This window comes from Aquimarina gracilis (assembly GCF_035285365.1).
In the GTDB taxonomy this organism is placed as follows: domain Bacteria; phylum Bacteroidota; class Bacteroidia; order Flavobacteriales; family Flavobacteriaceae; genus Aquimarina; species Aquimarina gracilis.
Genome location: NZ_JAYKLX010000010.1, coordinates 220,273 through 234,607, shown reverse-complemented (window position 1 = coordinate 234,607; position 14,335 = coordinate 220,273). Strand labels below are relative to the sequence as shown.

Genomic DNA, 14,335 nt, shown 5'->3' with positions numbered 1-14,335 from the left:
TTTTACTAAAATACTAAAAGCAGTTATTTTTTGTGTCTTCATTTCACAATTAAGTTACAAAGTAGTGCTGGCAACATTCATTTTGTTTTAATTAATTTATAACAATTATAAATTTTTATTCATCGCTCTAATTGTTAAATTTGGTGTCATTTTCATTTTTTTATTAATCAAATAAAGTAAAATATGTCATTCGAATTACCAAAATTAAACTACGCTTTTGATGCGTTAGAACCTCATATAGATGCCCGTACCATGGAAATTCATCATGATAAGCACCATGCTGGATATACCAATAAATTAAATGCTGCCATTAATGGCACTGATCTAGAGGGTAAAACTATTGAGAATATCCTTATTAATCTAGATATGTCTAATACTGCAGTAAGAAATAATGGTGGTGGGTATTACAATCATAATTTATTTTGGGAAGTTATGTCTCCAAACGGAGGAGGAAAACCTTCTGGAGAGCTTGCAGATGCGATACATGCTGCCTATGGTTCTTTTGATGCATTTAAAGATGCTTTTGCCAATGCTGCCGCTACACGTTTTGGATCAGGATGGGCATGGCTATGTGTTCAACAAGGTGGTAAAGTAGAGATTTGCTCGACACCAAATCAAGACAACCCTTTGATGCCAAAAACAGGTTGTGGAGGAACTCCTATTTTAGGAATAGATGTTTGGGAACATGCTTACTATTTAAATTATCAAAATCGTCGTCCAGATTATATTACCGCTTTCTTTAACGTAATTGATTGGAATGAGGTTTCAAGTAGATATGCGCAAGGAAAATAAATTGTAGAAAATTTCTATATAAAAAAGAGTCGCAGTTTGCGACTCTTTTTTTATGTTGATAATTACGAATTGTCCTAAAATAAAAAAAGGTGGAAAGTCCACCTTTTTTTGCCCCAAATCTACCATGAACTTAACCTACTTATGCTATGGCTCTGCTAATATAAGACGGAAATTCATTGTGAAAAAATGTTTTAGATGAAAGGTCAAAATACTTGTTGAAATACACAAATTAACCATTTTTAACATCAATTTTTTTACGCTTTTCTAGTAAGCTCTTTCGTTTTTACCTTCAAAGAAATTTATAAATGCTTTATTTACCACTCTGTTTCCTCCTACAGTAGGATAATTTCCAGTAAAATACCAGTCCCCTAGGTTCTTAGGGCAAGCCTGGTGCAGGTTTTCTACGGTTTGATAAATAATTCGAACTTCGGCATTAACCGTATCGTCGCTAAGCAATTCTGCAATTTTATCACTTATTTCCTGATCTGAAAACCCACCATAAATCTCTTTCACAAAGTTCTGAACTTCAGCATCTTTAAGATTTTCTTGAGCCTTACATTTTTCATAAACTTTTTCTACCAAATCATAATTCCCATTTTCTTTTAAAAGTTCTAATGCTGCCTGAAATGCTATTAAGCCTTCTAGTCTAGCCATATCGATCCCATAACAATCCGGATATCGAATTTGAGGTGCAGATGAGACAATTACTATCTTTTTTGGATTAAGTCTATCCATCATCTTGATAATACTTTTCTTAAGCGTCGTTCCTCTTACAATACTATCATCTATAATCACCAAATTATCATCAGGTTTTACAACGCCATAGGTGATATCATAAACGTGTGCTACAAGATCATCTCTACTACTGTCCTCGGTAATAAATGTTCGAAGTTTGGCATCCTTAATAGCAATTTTTTCTGTTCTTAATCTGGATGAAAGTATTTCAGATAAACGCTCATCGGTTAGGGTTTCCTTTTCGGACAGGATAGTTTCATTTTTCTGCTTATTCAATTCATCTTGTGCAGCTTCTACCATTCCGTAAAATGAAGTTTCTGCTGTGTTTGGTATAAATGAGAAAACCGTATTAATTGTATCGTGATTAATCTCCTGTAAAACCTGAGGCATGATTAGTTTACCTAGATCTTTTCTCTCCTTATAAATCTCTGCATCACTTCCTCTAGAAAAATAGATGCGTTCAAAAGAGCATGCTTTCCTTTCTAATGGCTCGATGATCTTTTTTATAGTGGTATCTCCATTCTTTTTTACAATAATGGCTTTTCCTGGCTTTAACTCTATGACTTCTTCAAAAGGAACATTAAACACTGTTTGTATTACGGGTCTTTCTGAGGCTACTACTACTACTTCATCATCCTTATAATAGTATGCAGGCCTAATTCCAGCAGGGTCCCTTAAAACAAATGCATCGCCATGCCCCAGCATTCCAGCCATAGCATATCCACCATCCCAATCTCGTGAAGATTTTTTAAGGATTTTTGCAACATTAAGCCGTTCAACTATTTGTGGAGACGCTTCAATTTTATTATACCCTTCTTTTTTGAGTTGCTTATAAAGTTTTGCTACTTCAGAATCAAGAAAATGACCTATCTTTTCCATTACGGTAACCGTGTCTACCTTATCTTTTGGGTGCTGACCAAGACGTACCAAATTTTTAAATAACACGTCATTATTGGTCATATTAAAATTACCTGCTACAATAAGGTTTCGGTGCATCCAATTGTTTTGTCTTAAAAACGGATGAACACTTTCTACACTATTTTTGCCAAAAGTTCCATAGCGAACATGCCCTAATAGCACTTCTCCTATATAGGGTATGTTTTTTTTCTGAAGAGTAACATCATCTGTATACTCTGGATGATCGACCAATTCTTTATTTATTCGATCATTTATTTGCGAAAATATATCCTGTATGGGTTGGGGTGCACTCGACCTAACTCTGCTAATATATCTTTCTCCAGGAGGGGTATCTAATTTAATACTTGCAAATCCAGCTCCGTCTTGTCCGCGGTTGTGTTGTTTTTCCATCATTAGATACATTTTATTTACTCCATAAAATGCACTACCGTATTTTTCTTTATAATACTCTAATGGTTTTAATAATCTTATGAACGCAATTCCGCATTCGTGTTTTAAAGCATCACTCATTGTATTCCAAAAATTCTAAGTTGTTGTGTTGAGTAAACCATAACTAAAAAAGCCCCGAAAACACTGTTTCAAGGGCCAGATTTGTATCAAGACAATTCTATTTCAAATTGTGTTAATTCTTTAAACTGCTGAAGCCTCTTTTGCACTTCGGCCCGGTCGAGATTCTCCATTCGCTCGGTTCCAAACTTTTCTACGCAAAACGAAGCTAAGTTAGACGCATGAATAATTGCATTTTTCATGTTTTCGAAAGAAATATCCCCGGTCTTGGTTAAATATCCCGCAAAACCTCCGGCAAATGTATCTCCGGCTCCAGTTGGGTCAAACACCTCTTCTAACGGAAGTGCCGGTGCAAAGAAAATTTGCTCTTTATGAAATAACAAGGCTCCATGTTCTCCTTTTTTAATAACCACATATTTTGGCCCCATGTTTTCTATTACTCGAGCTGCTTTTACCAAAGAGTATTCACCGCTTAACTGTCTGGCTTCTTCATCATTAATAGTGATCACATCTACCATAGATATTATTCTGCGAAGATCTTCAATAAAAGCATCTTCCATCCAGAAATTCATAGTATCCAAGATGGCAAGTTTTGGTTTTGTTGTAAGTTGTTCCAGAACACTAATTTGTACCAACGGATTAAGGTTTCCTAACACCACAATCTCTGCATCTTTATATGTATCGGGAACTACTGGATTAAAATCTGCCAATACATTAAGTTGAGTGTCCAATGTATCTCTAGAGTTTAGGTCATTGTGATATTTACCACTCCAGAAAAAAGTTTTCCCTCCTTTTACGACTTCAATCGCAGAAGTATCTACATTTTTTTCTTCCAGAGTTCTGAAATAATCCTGAGGAAAGTCTTCGCCCACCACAGAAACAATGGCAGATGATATATTAAAATTTGAAGCAGAAAGTGCAATATAAGGTGCTGCTCCACCTAAAATCTTATCAGTCTTCCCAAACGGAGTTTCAATTGCATCAAAGGCAACAGAGCCTACAATCAATAATTTGCTCATAAAATAGCGTATAATTTTTTTGCAAATATACGTTTTACTTTTAAGTAGTAGAGAGATAATTGTAGAAGCTTATTTTATTCTGAAATCTGCAGGTAATTCACCTAAGATTTGTTTTAGTTCTTTGGAAAATTAACCATTTAAAAACTCTTGGAAATTATAATATTTTAATGCTTCTCGTTTTAAAGGATTGGTACTCCATTCTTCCCATGTGTTAGTATAGGGATCATATCCACATTTAAGCGGTTTAGAAAATTGATCTTCTGGGTTTTCAACATATGCTCTACAATCTGTGCATACATGCCTATATTCACAATCTTTGCAAATATTGACTTTCTCTTTGTTAATGCTCCAAACTTTCTGAAAATCACTAGAGTTAACAACCTCTTCTAGTAGATGTGTTTTTACATTTCCAAATGATTTTGACATGGATGGACAATTTTTAATATTTCCATCAATGTCGACAGATAACTTTTTGTTTAAGCACGAATTGTGATTTAACGATTCTGTAAACACGGGGATTTTTATTGAAAACAATTTGGGGTCAATAATTCCACAATGGTTTCGATTATCTATAGTGCGAGAAACAAACCTAATTTTAGGGTTTTTCGTTTTTAAAAGAGTGTATTTTTCTTGAACAGAATGTAATACAAAAAGAACTATTCTTGGATATTTAATTGATAGATTTTCTATTTCTTCAATATCTAAATCAGGAGTAAATGGTAAAAAAACAGTAATACTTCTTATGACTGATTCAGAACAATTTTCTACGAAAAAAGAAATTTTGTCTAGACTTACAGTTTTATACAATCTTAGTTCAATGTATTTACAGTATAAATTGGTCAGAGCAGTAGTAATTTTTTTTATATCGGTATTATCCAACTGTTCTATTTCTATAATAGCATTATTTATATACTCGGGGGATTTCCATTGGAGGTTCAGGTTTGGAAATCTTTCTGGTTCATCCGTCCAAAACCCCAGTTCATTACTCTCAAGATATTGTAAATACTCTATTACGGTTTCCTGATCTTCATTTGAGAACTCTTGAATATTTTCCAAAGTTCTACTATTCTTAGTCTTTTCGAGAAATTCTGCTAATGGCAATGGAATGGAATACACCTTGCCACGATGAAGATCACAAATTGTGGCCAACGAAGCCCCTTTAACGATTATACAATTTGAGAATAGTCTAAAAGTCTTTTTGTTCATCAAATGTAAGTAATTTTGAAATGGGTTTGTTAGGTAATTTACACTCTACAAGTTCCGATTGATACATAGGTATTTTATCAGAATAAGTGGTTTTGTAATCCTTGGAAATTTGTAGTTCTTTTGTTTTATGATTTCTAAAGAAAAAAGGGAGGTTATGTAGATAATTTTTAAAAAATGTTTCTTTTTTAGCTGTCATGTTTTATTAATGTTTTAGCAATCTTTTCTTCTATATAATAATTGCACGCTTTTGAAACAAAGCCAAACTGTCCCGTTGGGTTTACTTCTAAAAAAATATGCTTTTTATCTGGACTTTTAATTAAATCAATAGACCCCGTATTAAGATTTAATTCTTTCATTAATCTTTTTAGTTTTTCTTCGATCTCCTTTGGCAACAAATATGGTACTTTTCGATTAGGGTTATCTTCATTGTAATTTCTAAAATCTACTTTGGTCATTGGATCTAATTGGGAGAATATAGCCATTGTATAAAACTCTCTCTCTAGATAAAAAGCCCTGAGTTCTATATCTTTTTCTATATAAGCTTGAAAAAAAGATGGAAAAAAAGTATCCGGTAAATTATAAATTTCTGACTCTTCAATTTTATCTGTCTTGAAGCTAATGAAACTATCATCTTCTTCGAAGTTTAAAGTTTCATACAGAGGTTTTGTTATAATTTCTTTATGTTTCCTAAAAAAAGCTTTCAAGTCGTTCTTAGAATTAGTAATTATTGAAGGAGGTATCTCCAAACCAAGGTTTTTTGCCAGACGAAGATTTGAGAATTTATCTACTTTGGTCGATTTTGGATTGGGAAGCTGAAATGCATTCTTAAAATTATTAAAGATTTGAGTATTTGTCTTACTTATTTCTTGCCCAAGACGCCAACGTAACTCTGCTACATTATTATTTGAGCATTCAACGGTATCAAAAATTGATGAAAGATGGGTATTGTGCTGTAAAAAGCCTCGAAACCATACGCTTTTGTATTTAGAGAAATCTTGACTCGAATTATCTTTGGTATTATTTAGTTCTATAGACCAATCCTTACCATCTTCATAATGATGTCTGCCAGAAAGAAATTCGAATTGAGCATTATTATAAGACAACCAGTCAACAACCTCTTCATAACTTTCATTCTTTTCTTTATATTTTTTACAAATAAGTATCATAATAATAAATAGATAATCTCTAAAAAGTATCTTCTAGCCCTAATTTTTCTAATAATTGTTTTATGTTTTCTTCATTAGTTATCGCATGGGGATGACTATCACCATACTTATGCCTATGCATGTTGTTGAGTAGAAAAGAAAAACTATCTGCCTCAATAAGACTATCTTTATAGGCCTTGTGTAGATAGGGGAACAACTCTAGCTGTTTTTGATATGTGGGTTGGTGCATACAAACCAGCCTTATCGCCGAGCCAACTCTATAATCTTCAGATTTAAATGTAGGATATCCATAGGTTTGCAGATATTTTTTAACTTTTACAAAGTTAATACTATCAACATATATCATTCTATATAAATACTCCTTATATTCATATGAGCTCTTATTGTACTTGTTTCTTTTTAGAATTTCATTGGCTCTATCAGGGTTCCGAGCATCTTGATCATTGTGATCTATCTTGATAAGAAACTTTTCTTTTTTTCCTGTAGTATTTAATGAGTTTATTAACGAATCGATATCCAAATTTGATTGCTCTATACTAAAGGGTTTGGGCCTTGATTCTGTATGACATGATGTAAAACAAATGCCAAATAGAATTAAAAGAATCTTTACAGAAAATTTCATAAATATATTTTTAAATTTTAAGAAAATTGATAGCCTACCAGCATTGACAGGCTATCAATAAAATTTCACATTACTTATTCACAACAACCATCATCTTCCCAATCTCCATATTCAACAATTTCTCCTCCAAACATCCATCCTGGATCCATTACAAATTCGGTTTTCTTAGTTGTTCTACCTTCACATCCACCTTTTATAGTCAACGCATTTTTGTCTTCAATAACATTCAAATTTAAATCTTTTAATTTTTTCATTTTTAAAATATTTAATTAAAACACCTACTCTTTTATAGGCTTTTCGGTTTCCGCCTATTTGTTGCGCAACAAATTTTATTATAAACAAAAACTAGAATCAAAATTCTGCTGTTTGAATTACAATAATACTAGTAGCCAGTTTCATTTTTCGGGACTGGAGATTTTTTTTGTAAAAAAATTGAAAAGGGGTAAGTCTTATAGTTTTATCAAAAACTAAGCGCAAATCTATATAAACAACCTTAGCTTATTAATAACTTTTAATATAAATTCATTACTTTTGGTAAAATTATTATAACTTATGGTTATGGAAAGTGTATTAGAAAGAATAAAAAGTATCCGTAAACAAAAAGGATATTCTCATGAATATTTAGCCCAAGAACTTGATATAAGCCAAGTAGCTTATAGTAAGCTTGAAAAAAATGAAACCAAACTTACGGTAGAGCGATTATTTAAATTAGCCGAAATATTAGAAACCCCTATTGCAGATTTGCTAGATATTAAAGCAAACAATATTTACCATCAAAATAATTCGGACCAAGCCATTGGCCATCAAGAAGTACAAAATCTATATCAAGAAAACAAAGATAAAACCGATAAAATTATTGAATTGTATGAAGCTCGATTACAAGATAAAGATCGATTGATTGCCCAACTCTCTAATAAAATTAAGTTTTAAGCCAATTTATTAGACCGCAATCCTATAGCTACAGCATGCCAAAATAGCAATAGAACTAATCTACAGAGTCCTAGCGATTATTTTCTTCCAAAATCTGCCGGTATTTCACCCCATGCTTTGGTTTCCCACTTTACAATTTTGGTAGTATAGGTGTTCTCTTTGAGCCATTGTATTGCTCGATCTACCAAATCAAACATTGCAGCATTTTTGCTAGTTCTCTTAAGTTTGGTTTTACAAGTTTTTTGTTTTACCCATCCAATAGCAATTTTAGAATCAGAATATAGTATACGATCGCTATTTTTCTTTTTTAGATAGGCCAACCCATGCACCAATGCCAAAAACTCTCCTATATTATTGGTTCCCTGCTTAAATGGTCCTTGATGGAATAACTGTTTTTCGGTTTGGGTATCTACACCTCTATATTCCATAACACCTGGATTACCACTTGACGCTGCATCTACAGCAATAGAATATAAATTGGGTTCACCTATTTTTGCCAATTGTTCTGAAGTAAGTGCTTTCTTAGGTTTTGCTTTTCCTTTATAATCTTCATAATCTCCATTGTATGCTTTTTTGGCAACGTCAAACGATTCGAAAGACTTATATTTTGCATTTGGGTACCCTTTTACTGCAGCTTTACAATCGTCCCACTTGGTATAAATACCAGGTCTGTGGCCTTCCCACACTACATAAAATTTTTCTTTTTTAGCCATTATTTAGTTGTTAGTTTATGGTGGGTAGTAGTTTGTGTGTTCTCAACATATAAATTCATTGACTATTCATTGGTCTTATCCAGAATTAATTCGTTTGTTTTTAGCCTCTATTTCAAAAACTAAAGTCAAACGACTAACCACTATCTACTATTTTTCAGGAAATAGAAGTTCTTCAATAACGACCGGAAAGTGTTTATATTCTAGTTTATGGATTGCTTTTGCCACATCCTCTGCAGAATCATTTTCGTTTATTACGGTTTTTGCCTGAAAAATTATTGCTCCTTCATCATACTTTTCGTTTACATAATGAATCGTAATCCCACTTTCTATCTCTTTATTTCTTATCACAGCTTCATGAACATGGTGTCCATACATACCTTTTCCGCCATATTTTGGTAATAAAGCTGGATGAATATTAATTACTTTATTAGGAAAAGCATCGATAATTTTTTTGGGAAAAATCCATAAAAATCCAGCAAGTACAATTAGGTCAGGGTTTGCGTCTTTTAAAATATTAAGCACATCATTTGTGTCGTAAAATGCCTCTCTGTCAAAGTGCAACGCCTTTACCTCAAGGTCATAAGCACGTTTTAAAACTTTGGCACGCAGGCTGTTAGAGAAAACGTGTGTCACCTCGGCATTTTTTCGTTCGTGAAAGTATTTAATGATATTTTCGGCATTGGTACCAGAGCCGGAAGCAAAAATTACGATACGCTTCATAATATGAAAGGTTGTTAATTAGAGAGCACAAAAAAACAATTATTATTCAATTTTAGGCAGCAAAAAACCTAATACTTCCCTATATTTGATAAAAACACAAACACATTTTTACGGGATTATGGGGTTTTAAAATAAAGTTTTTTATTTTTGCCTCCTAAATTAAAAATTAAAATTAAACATTATGTCAGACATTGCATCAAGAGTAAAAGCGATAATCGTTGACAAATTAGGTGTAGACGAAAACGAGGTTGTAAATGAAGCTAGCTTCACAAATGATCTAGGCGCAGATTCGCTAGACACCGTAGAATTGATTATGGAATTCGAAAAAGAATTCGATATTCAGATTCCAGATGACCAAGCAGAGAACATTGCCACAGTTGGTCAAGCAATATCTTATATTGAAGACGCAAAGTAATAACTTCACAACAAAGTATGAGCCTAAAGCGAGTTGTAGTCACAGGCCTAGGTGCGCTAACACCTATTGGTAACAATATTGAAGAATATTGGGATGGATTAGTAAATGGAAAGAGCGGTTGCGCTCCTATTACTTACTTTGACACCGAAAATTTCAAGACTAAATTTGCTTGCGAAGTCAAAAATTACAATCCCACAGACTATTTTGATCGAAAAGAAGCACGCAAACTAGATAAATTTGCTCAGTATGCTATTATCTCCTCTGAAGAGGCAATAAAAGATGCTGAAATTGATCTTGAAAAGGTTGATAAATTTAGAGTAGGTGTCATCTGGGGTGCCGGAATTGGTGGATTAGAGACTTTTCAGGAAGAAGTAATTGGCTATGCCAAAGGTAACGGAACACCGCGTTTCAACCCTTTCTTCATTCCTAAAATGATCGCCGATATTGCCCCTGGACATATTTCTATACGTAATGGTTTTATGGGACCTAACTATACTACAGTCTCTGCTTGTGCCTCTTCGGCAAATGCCATGATCGATGCGCTAAACTATATTCGTTTAGGACATTGTGATATCATTGTTACCGGAGGAAGCGAAGCAGCAGTTACTATAGCTGGTATGGGAGGATTTAATGCGATGCACGCTTTATCTACAAGAAATGAGAGCCCAGAAACAGCTTCCAGACCCTTTGACGCTACCAGAGATGGTTTTGTTCTTGGAGAAGGAGGAGGAGCTTTGATTCTTGAAGAATATGAACACGCAAAAGCACGTGGTGCTAAAATCTATGCCGAAGTTATTGGAGGAGGAATGTCTAGTGATGCTTATCATATGACAGCTCCACATCCAGATGGAATTGGTGTAGAACGTGTTATGCTTAATTGTTTAAGGGATGCAGGTGTAGAACCAGAACAGGTAGATGCTATAAACACACACGGAACATCTACTCCCTTGGGAGATGTTGCAGAATTGAAAGCCATTACTAAAGTTTTTGGAAAACATACTCCTAACATCAATATCAATTCAACAAAATCTATGACAGGTCACTTACTTGGTGCTGCAGGGGCTATAGAAGCAATTGCTTCTATTCTTGCGATGCAAAACAGTATTGTGCCACCTACAATCAACCACTCTACCGTGGATGAAAATATAGATTCTAGCTTGAATTTGACCCTAAACAAAGCTCAAAAACGTGATATCACTTACGCAATGAGTAATACATTTGGTTTTGGAGGCCATAACGCCTGTGTGTTATTTAAAAAATTGGATGAATAATGAACGTTATTCGTAACATATTAAATTCCCGCTCTGAAAAGAACGGGAATTTTTTTTCCAAAATTCAAAAAATATTGGGTTTCAAACCCAAAAATATTAAACCATACGAAAAAGCGTTTACCCACAGATCTCTTAATCTAAAAGATCCCAAGGGGAACGCGATTAATTATGAACGATTAGAATTTCTTGGAGATGCTATGTTAAGTAGTGTTATTGCTGCACATTTATTCAAGGAAGTTCCCGAAGGAAATGAAGGATATCTCACCAAAATGAGAGCCAAAGTAGTGAGTAGAAAACACCTTAATGAACTAGGCAAAGACCTTAAACTAATCGATCTGGTACGAACCAATATTCCAAAATCTCAATTTGGAGTAAATATTCATGGAAACCTATTTGAATCATTAATCGGAGCCATTTATCTTGATCGAGGATTTAGCTATTGCGAACGCTTTATACAAGAAGCCGTTATCAATCCTTATGTTGATATCGAAAGTTTGGAAGGACAAATTATAAGTTACAAAAGCTTACTGATCGAATGGTGTCAAAAAGAGAAAAAAGCATTTAATTATGAGATCTATGAAGATACAGGCAAAGATGAAATGAAACATTTTGCTGTAAAATTATGGATCGATGAAAAAGTAGTGGCCAAAGCTAGAGCAACTTCAAAGAAAAAAGCAGAAGAAAAGGCTTCAAAAAGAGCTTTTTTCGCATTTCAGTCCAGAATAACTTCTAACCAGTAAATGGTTCATCTTAATTGATATTTCTTAGAAAAAACCTCTCTTATTTAGAAAGATCGTAAAAAACTGACCCAAAAGATACTAACTCAATCGTTTTCGGTGAATATCTTTATGTTTTATTAAAGTTGTTAGGGTATTTTATTTGTATATTTCGCGTTAATTCTGAAAACAAAATTAGTTAAAAGTGGCTATTCAAAAGTTAGTTTTAGACACCCTAGAAGATGATGATTATGAATTAATAGCCATTCACAGTTCATTACCTTCATATCGGTTAGCTTTTCTATTGAACAAAACACTTAATTTACATCTTTTCAGAAAAAGAGAAGATATTAATTTTGAGTATGACGATCTGACGGCAAATTTTCCTTTGTATCAATATGATGATCATTTTCAATATAGTACTTATAATCTCTTGGGAAATAAGTTTAGTGTTAAAATAGAAGCCAAGAAACCTGCTACTCAGGGATTATTTGCCACCACTGAAGACACTTTTGTAACCAAATATTTGATTCCAGAATTAAAAAATGTGGATTACTTCTTAAAAATAGAGACCGAATCTACAACATTAATGAGTAAACCCATATTGTCAAAAATACTTGATGTTACTCAAATTATTACAGCATATACTGTTGAGTATACAACCCTAAAATCAAAGAACAACTTAATATTTGAATAATGCCAAAACGTAAAAGAACCAAAATAGTCGCTACCCTTGGACCCGCTACGAGTAGCAAAGAGACTCTTAAAGAAATGATGGAGGCTGGTGTAAATGTTTTTAGAATAAACTTCTCCCATGCCGATTATAATGATGTGAAAGAGCGCGTAAAAATTATACGGAAACTAAGCGAGGAGTGCGGGTATAATGTGGCAATATTGGCCGATTTACAAGGACCAAAATTGCGAGTTGGTGTCATGAAAGGCGATATTGTTGTTAATGATGGTGACACTATAGATTTTGTTACCGGGAAACCTTTTGAAGGAACGGCAGAAAAAGTATATATGAACTACGAAAGCTTTCCTAAGGATGTAAAGACCGGAGAACGTATATTGCTTGATGATGGTAAATTGATTTTTGAAGTTGTTTCTTCTAATAATAAAGATAGTGTTAAAGCTAAAGTGCTACAAGGAGGGCCTTTAAAATCCAAAAAGGGAGTTAACCTTCCTAATACCAAGATTTCTTTGCCCGCATTAACCGAAAAAGATGTAAAAGATGCCATTTTTGCTTGCCAGCAAGAAGTAGACTGGATTGCTTTATCCTTTGTACGCCATGCACAGGATCTTATGGATCTTCAGGATCTAATTAAAGAGCATAGCGAACACAAAATACCAATTGTTGCCAAAATCGAAAAGCCGGAAGGTGTAGAAAACATTGATAAAATTGTAGCCTATTGCGATGGTTTGATGGTTGCTAGAGGAGACTTGGGAGTAGAAATTCCAGCACAAGAGGTTCCTTTGATTCAAAAAAAGCTAGTGCTTAAGGCAAAAACTGCTAGGATACCAGTGATTATAGCAACACAGATGATGGAAACCATGATCGACAGCCTTACTCCGACGCGTGCTGAAGTAAACGACGTTGCAAATTCGGTAATGGATGGCGCAGACGCCGTAATGTTATCTGGAGAAACATCGGTTGGAAAATACCCTGTACAGGTAATAGAGACCATGTCCAAAATTATCAAAAGTGTAGAAAAGTCTGAACTAATAACGGTTCCTCAAAATCCTCCACATATTAGAACCAATAGATTTATAACAAAGTCTATTTGTTATCATGCTGCTACAATGGCCAACGATATAGAGGCCAAGGCAATTTGTACACTAACCAATAGTGGATATACGGCTTTTCAAATATCGGCCTGGAGACCCGACGCACATATTTTGGTATTTACCAGTAATAAAAGAATTCTATCTCAACTTAATCTATTATGGGGAGTAAAAGCCTTTTTCTATGATAGGTTTGTAAGTACCGATGAGACCGTTGAGGATATTAATAAAATAGCAATGGAGCGTGGTTTTGTTGAACAAGGAGATATGTTAATTAACCTTGCGGCAATGCCAATTACTTCAAAAGGTATGGTAAATACCTTACGGGTTTCTCAAGTTTAAAAGAGCATAACTACAAATATCATAAAGGGCCCAAATAGGCCCTTTTTTATACCGTTTGGCTAAGGAAGATTGCTTCCAGATCATCTATGGTCACTGGTTTAATAAGATAATCTTTCACAGTATTAATGTTTTTTGCTCTTTCTATATCTGCCGGATTAATTGAAGAACTTACAATGTAAAGCGTGATGGCCTTTCCTAATTTGTTTTTGATCTTGGTGAAGCTATCCAAAAATTCCCATCCATCCATGATTGGCATATTAATATCTAAAAAGATAATTTCTGGGATGCTGTTTTTGTCTAAATTATTTAAAATCACTTCAAAATAACTAAGCGCATCCTTTCCATTCTTAAATACCATAAGGTTTTGGCAAAGATTTTTTGCTTCGATAATCTTTTTTACGAGGTTTACATACATACTATCGTCATCGATAATACACGCGAGTCCTATTTTACTACTCATTATAAAAGGGGAGTTATGAGT

The 14,335-nt window shown here is 33.9% G+C and carries 17 protein-coding genes; 7 read left to right on the top strand and 10 right to left on the bottom strand.

The genetic code is table 11. From position 1 onward, the window contains the following. Positions 1-183 precede the first annotated feature (183 nt). Positions 184-792: a superoxide dismutase gene (locus U6A24_RS20535; protein WP_324181893.1), complete on the top strand. Its 609-nt coding sequence runs from the start codon at positions 184-186 to the stop codon at positions 790-792. A gap of 264 nt (positions 793-1,056) precedes the next feature. Here U6A24_RS20535 and U6A24_RS20530 read toward each other — a convergent pair whose 3' ends face one another. The 7 genes from U6A24_RS20530 to U6A24_RS20500 form a co-directional block, all read right to left on the bottom strand. After that, positions 1,057-2,955, bottom strand: coding sequence for an amidophosphoribosyltransferase (locus tag U6A24_RS20530; RefSeq protein WP_324181892.1), 1,899 nt, complete (start codon positions 2,953-2,955; stop codon positions 1,057-1,059). 86 nt (positions 2,956-3,041) lie between these two features. Then, complete coding sequence (locus U6A24_RS20525; RefSeq protein WP_324181891.1) at positions 3,042-3,971, bottom strand: PfkB family carbohydrate kinase; 930 nt, start codon at positions 3,969-3,971, stop codon at positions 3,042-3,044. Positions 3,972-4,100: 129 nt separating this feature from the next. Further along, entirely contained in the window at positions 4,101-5,177 is a 1,077-nt protein-coding gene (gwsS, locus tag U6A24_RS20520) for a grasp-with-spasm system SPASM domain peptide maturase (protein ID WP_324181890.1), read from the bottom strand. Next, positions 5,158-5,373 carry a hypothetical protein gene (locus U6A24_RS20515; protein WP_324181889.1) on the bottom strand — a complete coding sequence of 72 codons (216 nt, stop codon included), beginning with the start codon at positions 5,371-5,373 and terminating at the stop codon, positions 5,158-5,160. Before U6A24_RS20515 ends, gwsS begins: the two co-directional genes overlap by 20 nt. Next, a complete protein-coding gene (gwsG, locus tag U6A24_RS20510) occupies positions 5,363-6,343 on the bottom strand; it encodes a grasp-with-spasm system ATP-grasp peptide maturase (RefSeq protein ID WP_324181888.1) in 981 nt (326 codons plus the stop codon). Before gwsG ends, U6A24_RS20515 begins: the two co-directional genes overlap by 11 nt. A gap of 19 nt (positions 6,344-6,362) precedes the next feature. Then, complete coding sequence (locus U6A24_RS20505) at positions 6,363-6,965, bottom strand: hypothetical protein (RefSeq protein WP_324181887.1); 603 nt, start codon at positions 6,963-6,965, stop codon at positions 6,363-6,365. 74 nt (positions 6,966-7,039) lie between these two features. Then, positions 7,040-7,219: a hypothetical protein gene (locus U6A24_RS20500; RefSeq protein ID WP_324181886.1), complete on the bottom strand. Its 180-nt coding sequence runs from the start codon at positions 7,217-7,219 to the stop codon at positions 7,040-7,042. 304 nt (positions 7,220-7,523) lie between these two features. On the opposite strand from U6A24_RS20500, the gene U6A24_RS20495 reads away from it, so the two are divergent. After that, positions 7,524-7,895 (top strand): helix-turn-helix domain-containing protein, encoded by a 372-nt coding sequence (locus tag U6A24_RS20495; RefSeq protein ID WP_324181885.1) that lies wholly within the window; start codon positions 7,524-7,526, stop codon positions 7,893-7,895. Between the two features lie 77 nt (positions 7,896-7,972). Here the strand turns inward: U6A24_RS20495 and U6A24_RS20490 are convergent, their stop codons facing one another. Together U6A24_RS20490 and purN are read right to left on the bottom strand one after the other, a co-directional pair. Beyond that, on the bottom strand, positions 7,973-8,608 hold the full coding sequence (locus tag U6A24_RS20490; RefSeq protein ID WP_324181884.1) for a ribonuclease H family protein: 636 nt from the start codon (positions 8,606-8,608) through the stop codon (positions 7,973-7,975). A 147-nt stretch (positions 8,609-8,755) separates the two neighbouring features. Then, the gene (gene purN, locus U6A24_RS20485; RefSeq protein ID WP_324181883.1) at positions 8,756-9,328 is read right to left on the bottom strand and encodes a phosphoribosylglycinamide formyltransferase; all 573 of its coding nucleotides are present in this window, start codon (positions 9,326-9,328) and stop codon (positions 8,756-8,758) included. A gap of 181 nt (positions 9,329-9,509) precedes the next feature. On the opposite strand from purN, the gene U6A24_RS20480 reads away from it, so the two are divergent. The 5 genes from U6A24_RS20480 (at position 9,510) to pyk (ending at position 13,854) form a co-directional block, all read left to right on the top strand. Beyond that, positions 9,510-9,743: an acyl carrier protein gene (locus U6A24_RS20480; protein ID WP_024768509.1), complete on the top strand. Its 234-nt coding sequence runs from the start codon at positions 9,510-9,512 to the stop codon at positions 9,741-9,743. A gap of 17 nt (positions 9,744-9,760) precedes the next feature. Further along, positions 9,761-11,014, top strand: coding sequence for a beta-ketoacyl-ACP synthase II (fabF, locus tag U6A24_RS20475; protein ID WP_324181882.1), 1,254 nt, complete (start codon positions 9,761-9,763; stop codon positions 11,012-11,014). Continuing rightward, positions 11,014-11,754, top strand: a complete 741-nt coding sequence (rnc, locus tag U6A24_RS20470; RefSeq protein WP_324181881.1) for a ribonuclease III — start codon at positions 11,014-11,016, stop codon at positions 11,752-11,754. The genes fabF and rnc overlap by 1 nt, the downstream gene beginning before the upstream one ends. 181 nt (positions 11,755-11,935) lie before the next feature. Next, positions 11,936-12,427, top strand: coding sequence for an IPExxxVDY family protein (locus U6A24_RS20465; RefSeq protein ID WP_324181880.1), 492 nt, complete (start codon positions 11,936-11,938; stop codon positions 12,425-12,427). Further along, the gene (pyk, locus tag U6A24_RS20460; protein WP_324181879.1) at positions 12,427-13,854 is read left to right on the top strand and encodes a pyruvate kinase; all 1,428 of its coding nucleotides are present in this window, start codon (positions 12,427-12,429) and stop codon (positions 13,852-13,854) included. The genes U6A24_RS20465 and pyk overlap by 1 nt, the downstream gene beginning before the upstream one ends. 46 nt (positions 13,855-13,900) lie before the next feature. On the opposite strand, the gene U6A24_RS20455 is transcribed toward pyk, so the two are convergent. Further along, on the bottom strand, positions 13,901-14,314 hold the full coding sequence (locus U6A24_RS20455) for a response regulator (protein WP_324181878.1): 414 nt from the start codon (positions 14,312-14,314) through the stop codon (positions 13,901-13,903). Positions 14,315-14,335: the final 21 nt, after the last annotated feature.

Coding starts and splice junctions, on each gene's coding strand:
- rnc (WP_324181881.1), top strand. CDS start 11,014: ATGAACGTTATTCGTAACATATTAAATTCCCGCTCTGAAAAGAACGGG.
- U6A24_RS20500 (WP_324181886.1), bottom strand. CDS start 7,219: ATGAAAAAATTAAAAGATTTAAATTTGAATGTTATTGAAGACAAAAAT.
- pyk (WP_324181879.1), top strand. CDS start 12,427: ATGCCAAAACGTAAAAGAACCAAAATAGTCGCTACCCTTGGACCCGCT.
- fabF (WP_324181882.1), top strand. CDS start 9,761: ATGAGCCTAAAGCGAGTTGTAGTCACAGGCCTAGGTGCGCTAACACCT.
- U6A24_RS20525 (WP_324181891.1), bottom strand. CDS start 3,971: ATGAGCAAATTATTGATTGTAGGCTCTGTTGCCTTTGATGCAATTGAA.
- gwsG (WP_324181888.1), bottom strand. CDS start 6,343: ATGATACTTATTTGTAAAAAATATAAAGAAAAGAATGAAAGTTATGAA.
- U6A24_RS20505 (WP_324181887.1), bottom strand. CDS start 6,965: ATGAAATTTTCTGTAAAGATTCTTTTAATTCTATTTGGCATTTGTTTT.
- U6A24_RS20515 (WP_324181889.1), bottom strand. CDS start 5,373: ATGACAGCTAAAAAAGAAACATTTTTTAAAAATTATCTACATAACCTC.
- U6A24_RS20490 (WP_324181884.1), bottom strand. CDS start 8,608: ATGGCTAAAAAAGAAAAATTTTATGTAGTGTGGGAAGGCCACAGACCT.
- U6A24_RS20480 (WP_024768509.1), top strand. CDS start 9,510: ATGTCAGACATTGCATCAAGAGTAAAAGCGATAATCGTTGACAAATTA.
- U6A24_RS20495 (WP_324181885.1), top strand. CDS start 7,524: ATGGAAAGTGTATTAGAAAGAATAAAAAGTATCCGTAAACAAAAAGGA.
- gwsS (WP_324181890.1), bottom strand. CDS start 5,177: ATGAACAAAAAGACTTTTAGACTATTCTCAAATTGTATAATCGTTAAA.
- purN (WP_324181883.1), bottom strand. CDS start 9,328: ATGAAGCGTATCGTAATTTTTGCTTCCGGCTCTGGTACCAATGCCGAA.
- U6A24_RS20455 (WP_324181878.1), bottom strand. CDS start 14,314: ATGAGTAGTAAAATAGGACTCGCGTGTATTATCGATGACGATAGTATG.
- U6A24_RS20535 (WP_324181893.1), top strand. CDS start 184: ATGTCATTCGAATTACCAAAATTAAACTACGCTTTTGATGCGTTAGAA.
- U6A24_RS20530 (WP_324181892.1), bottom strand. CDS start 2,955: ATGAGTGATGCTTTAAAACACGAATGCGGAATTGCGTTCATAAGATTA.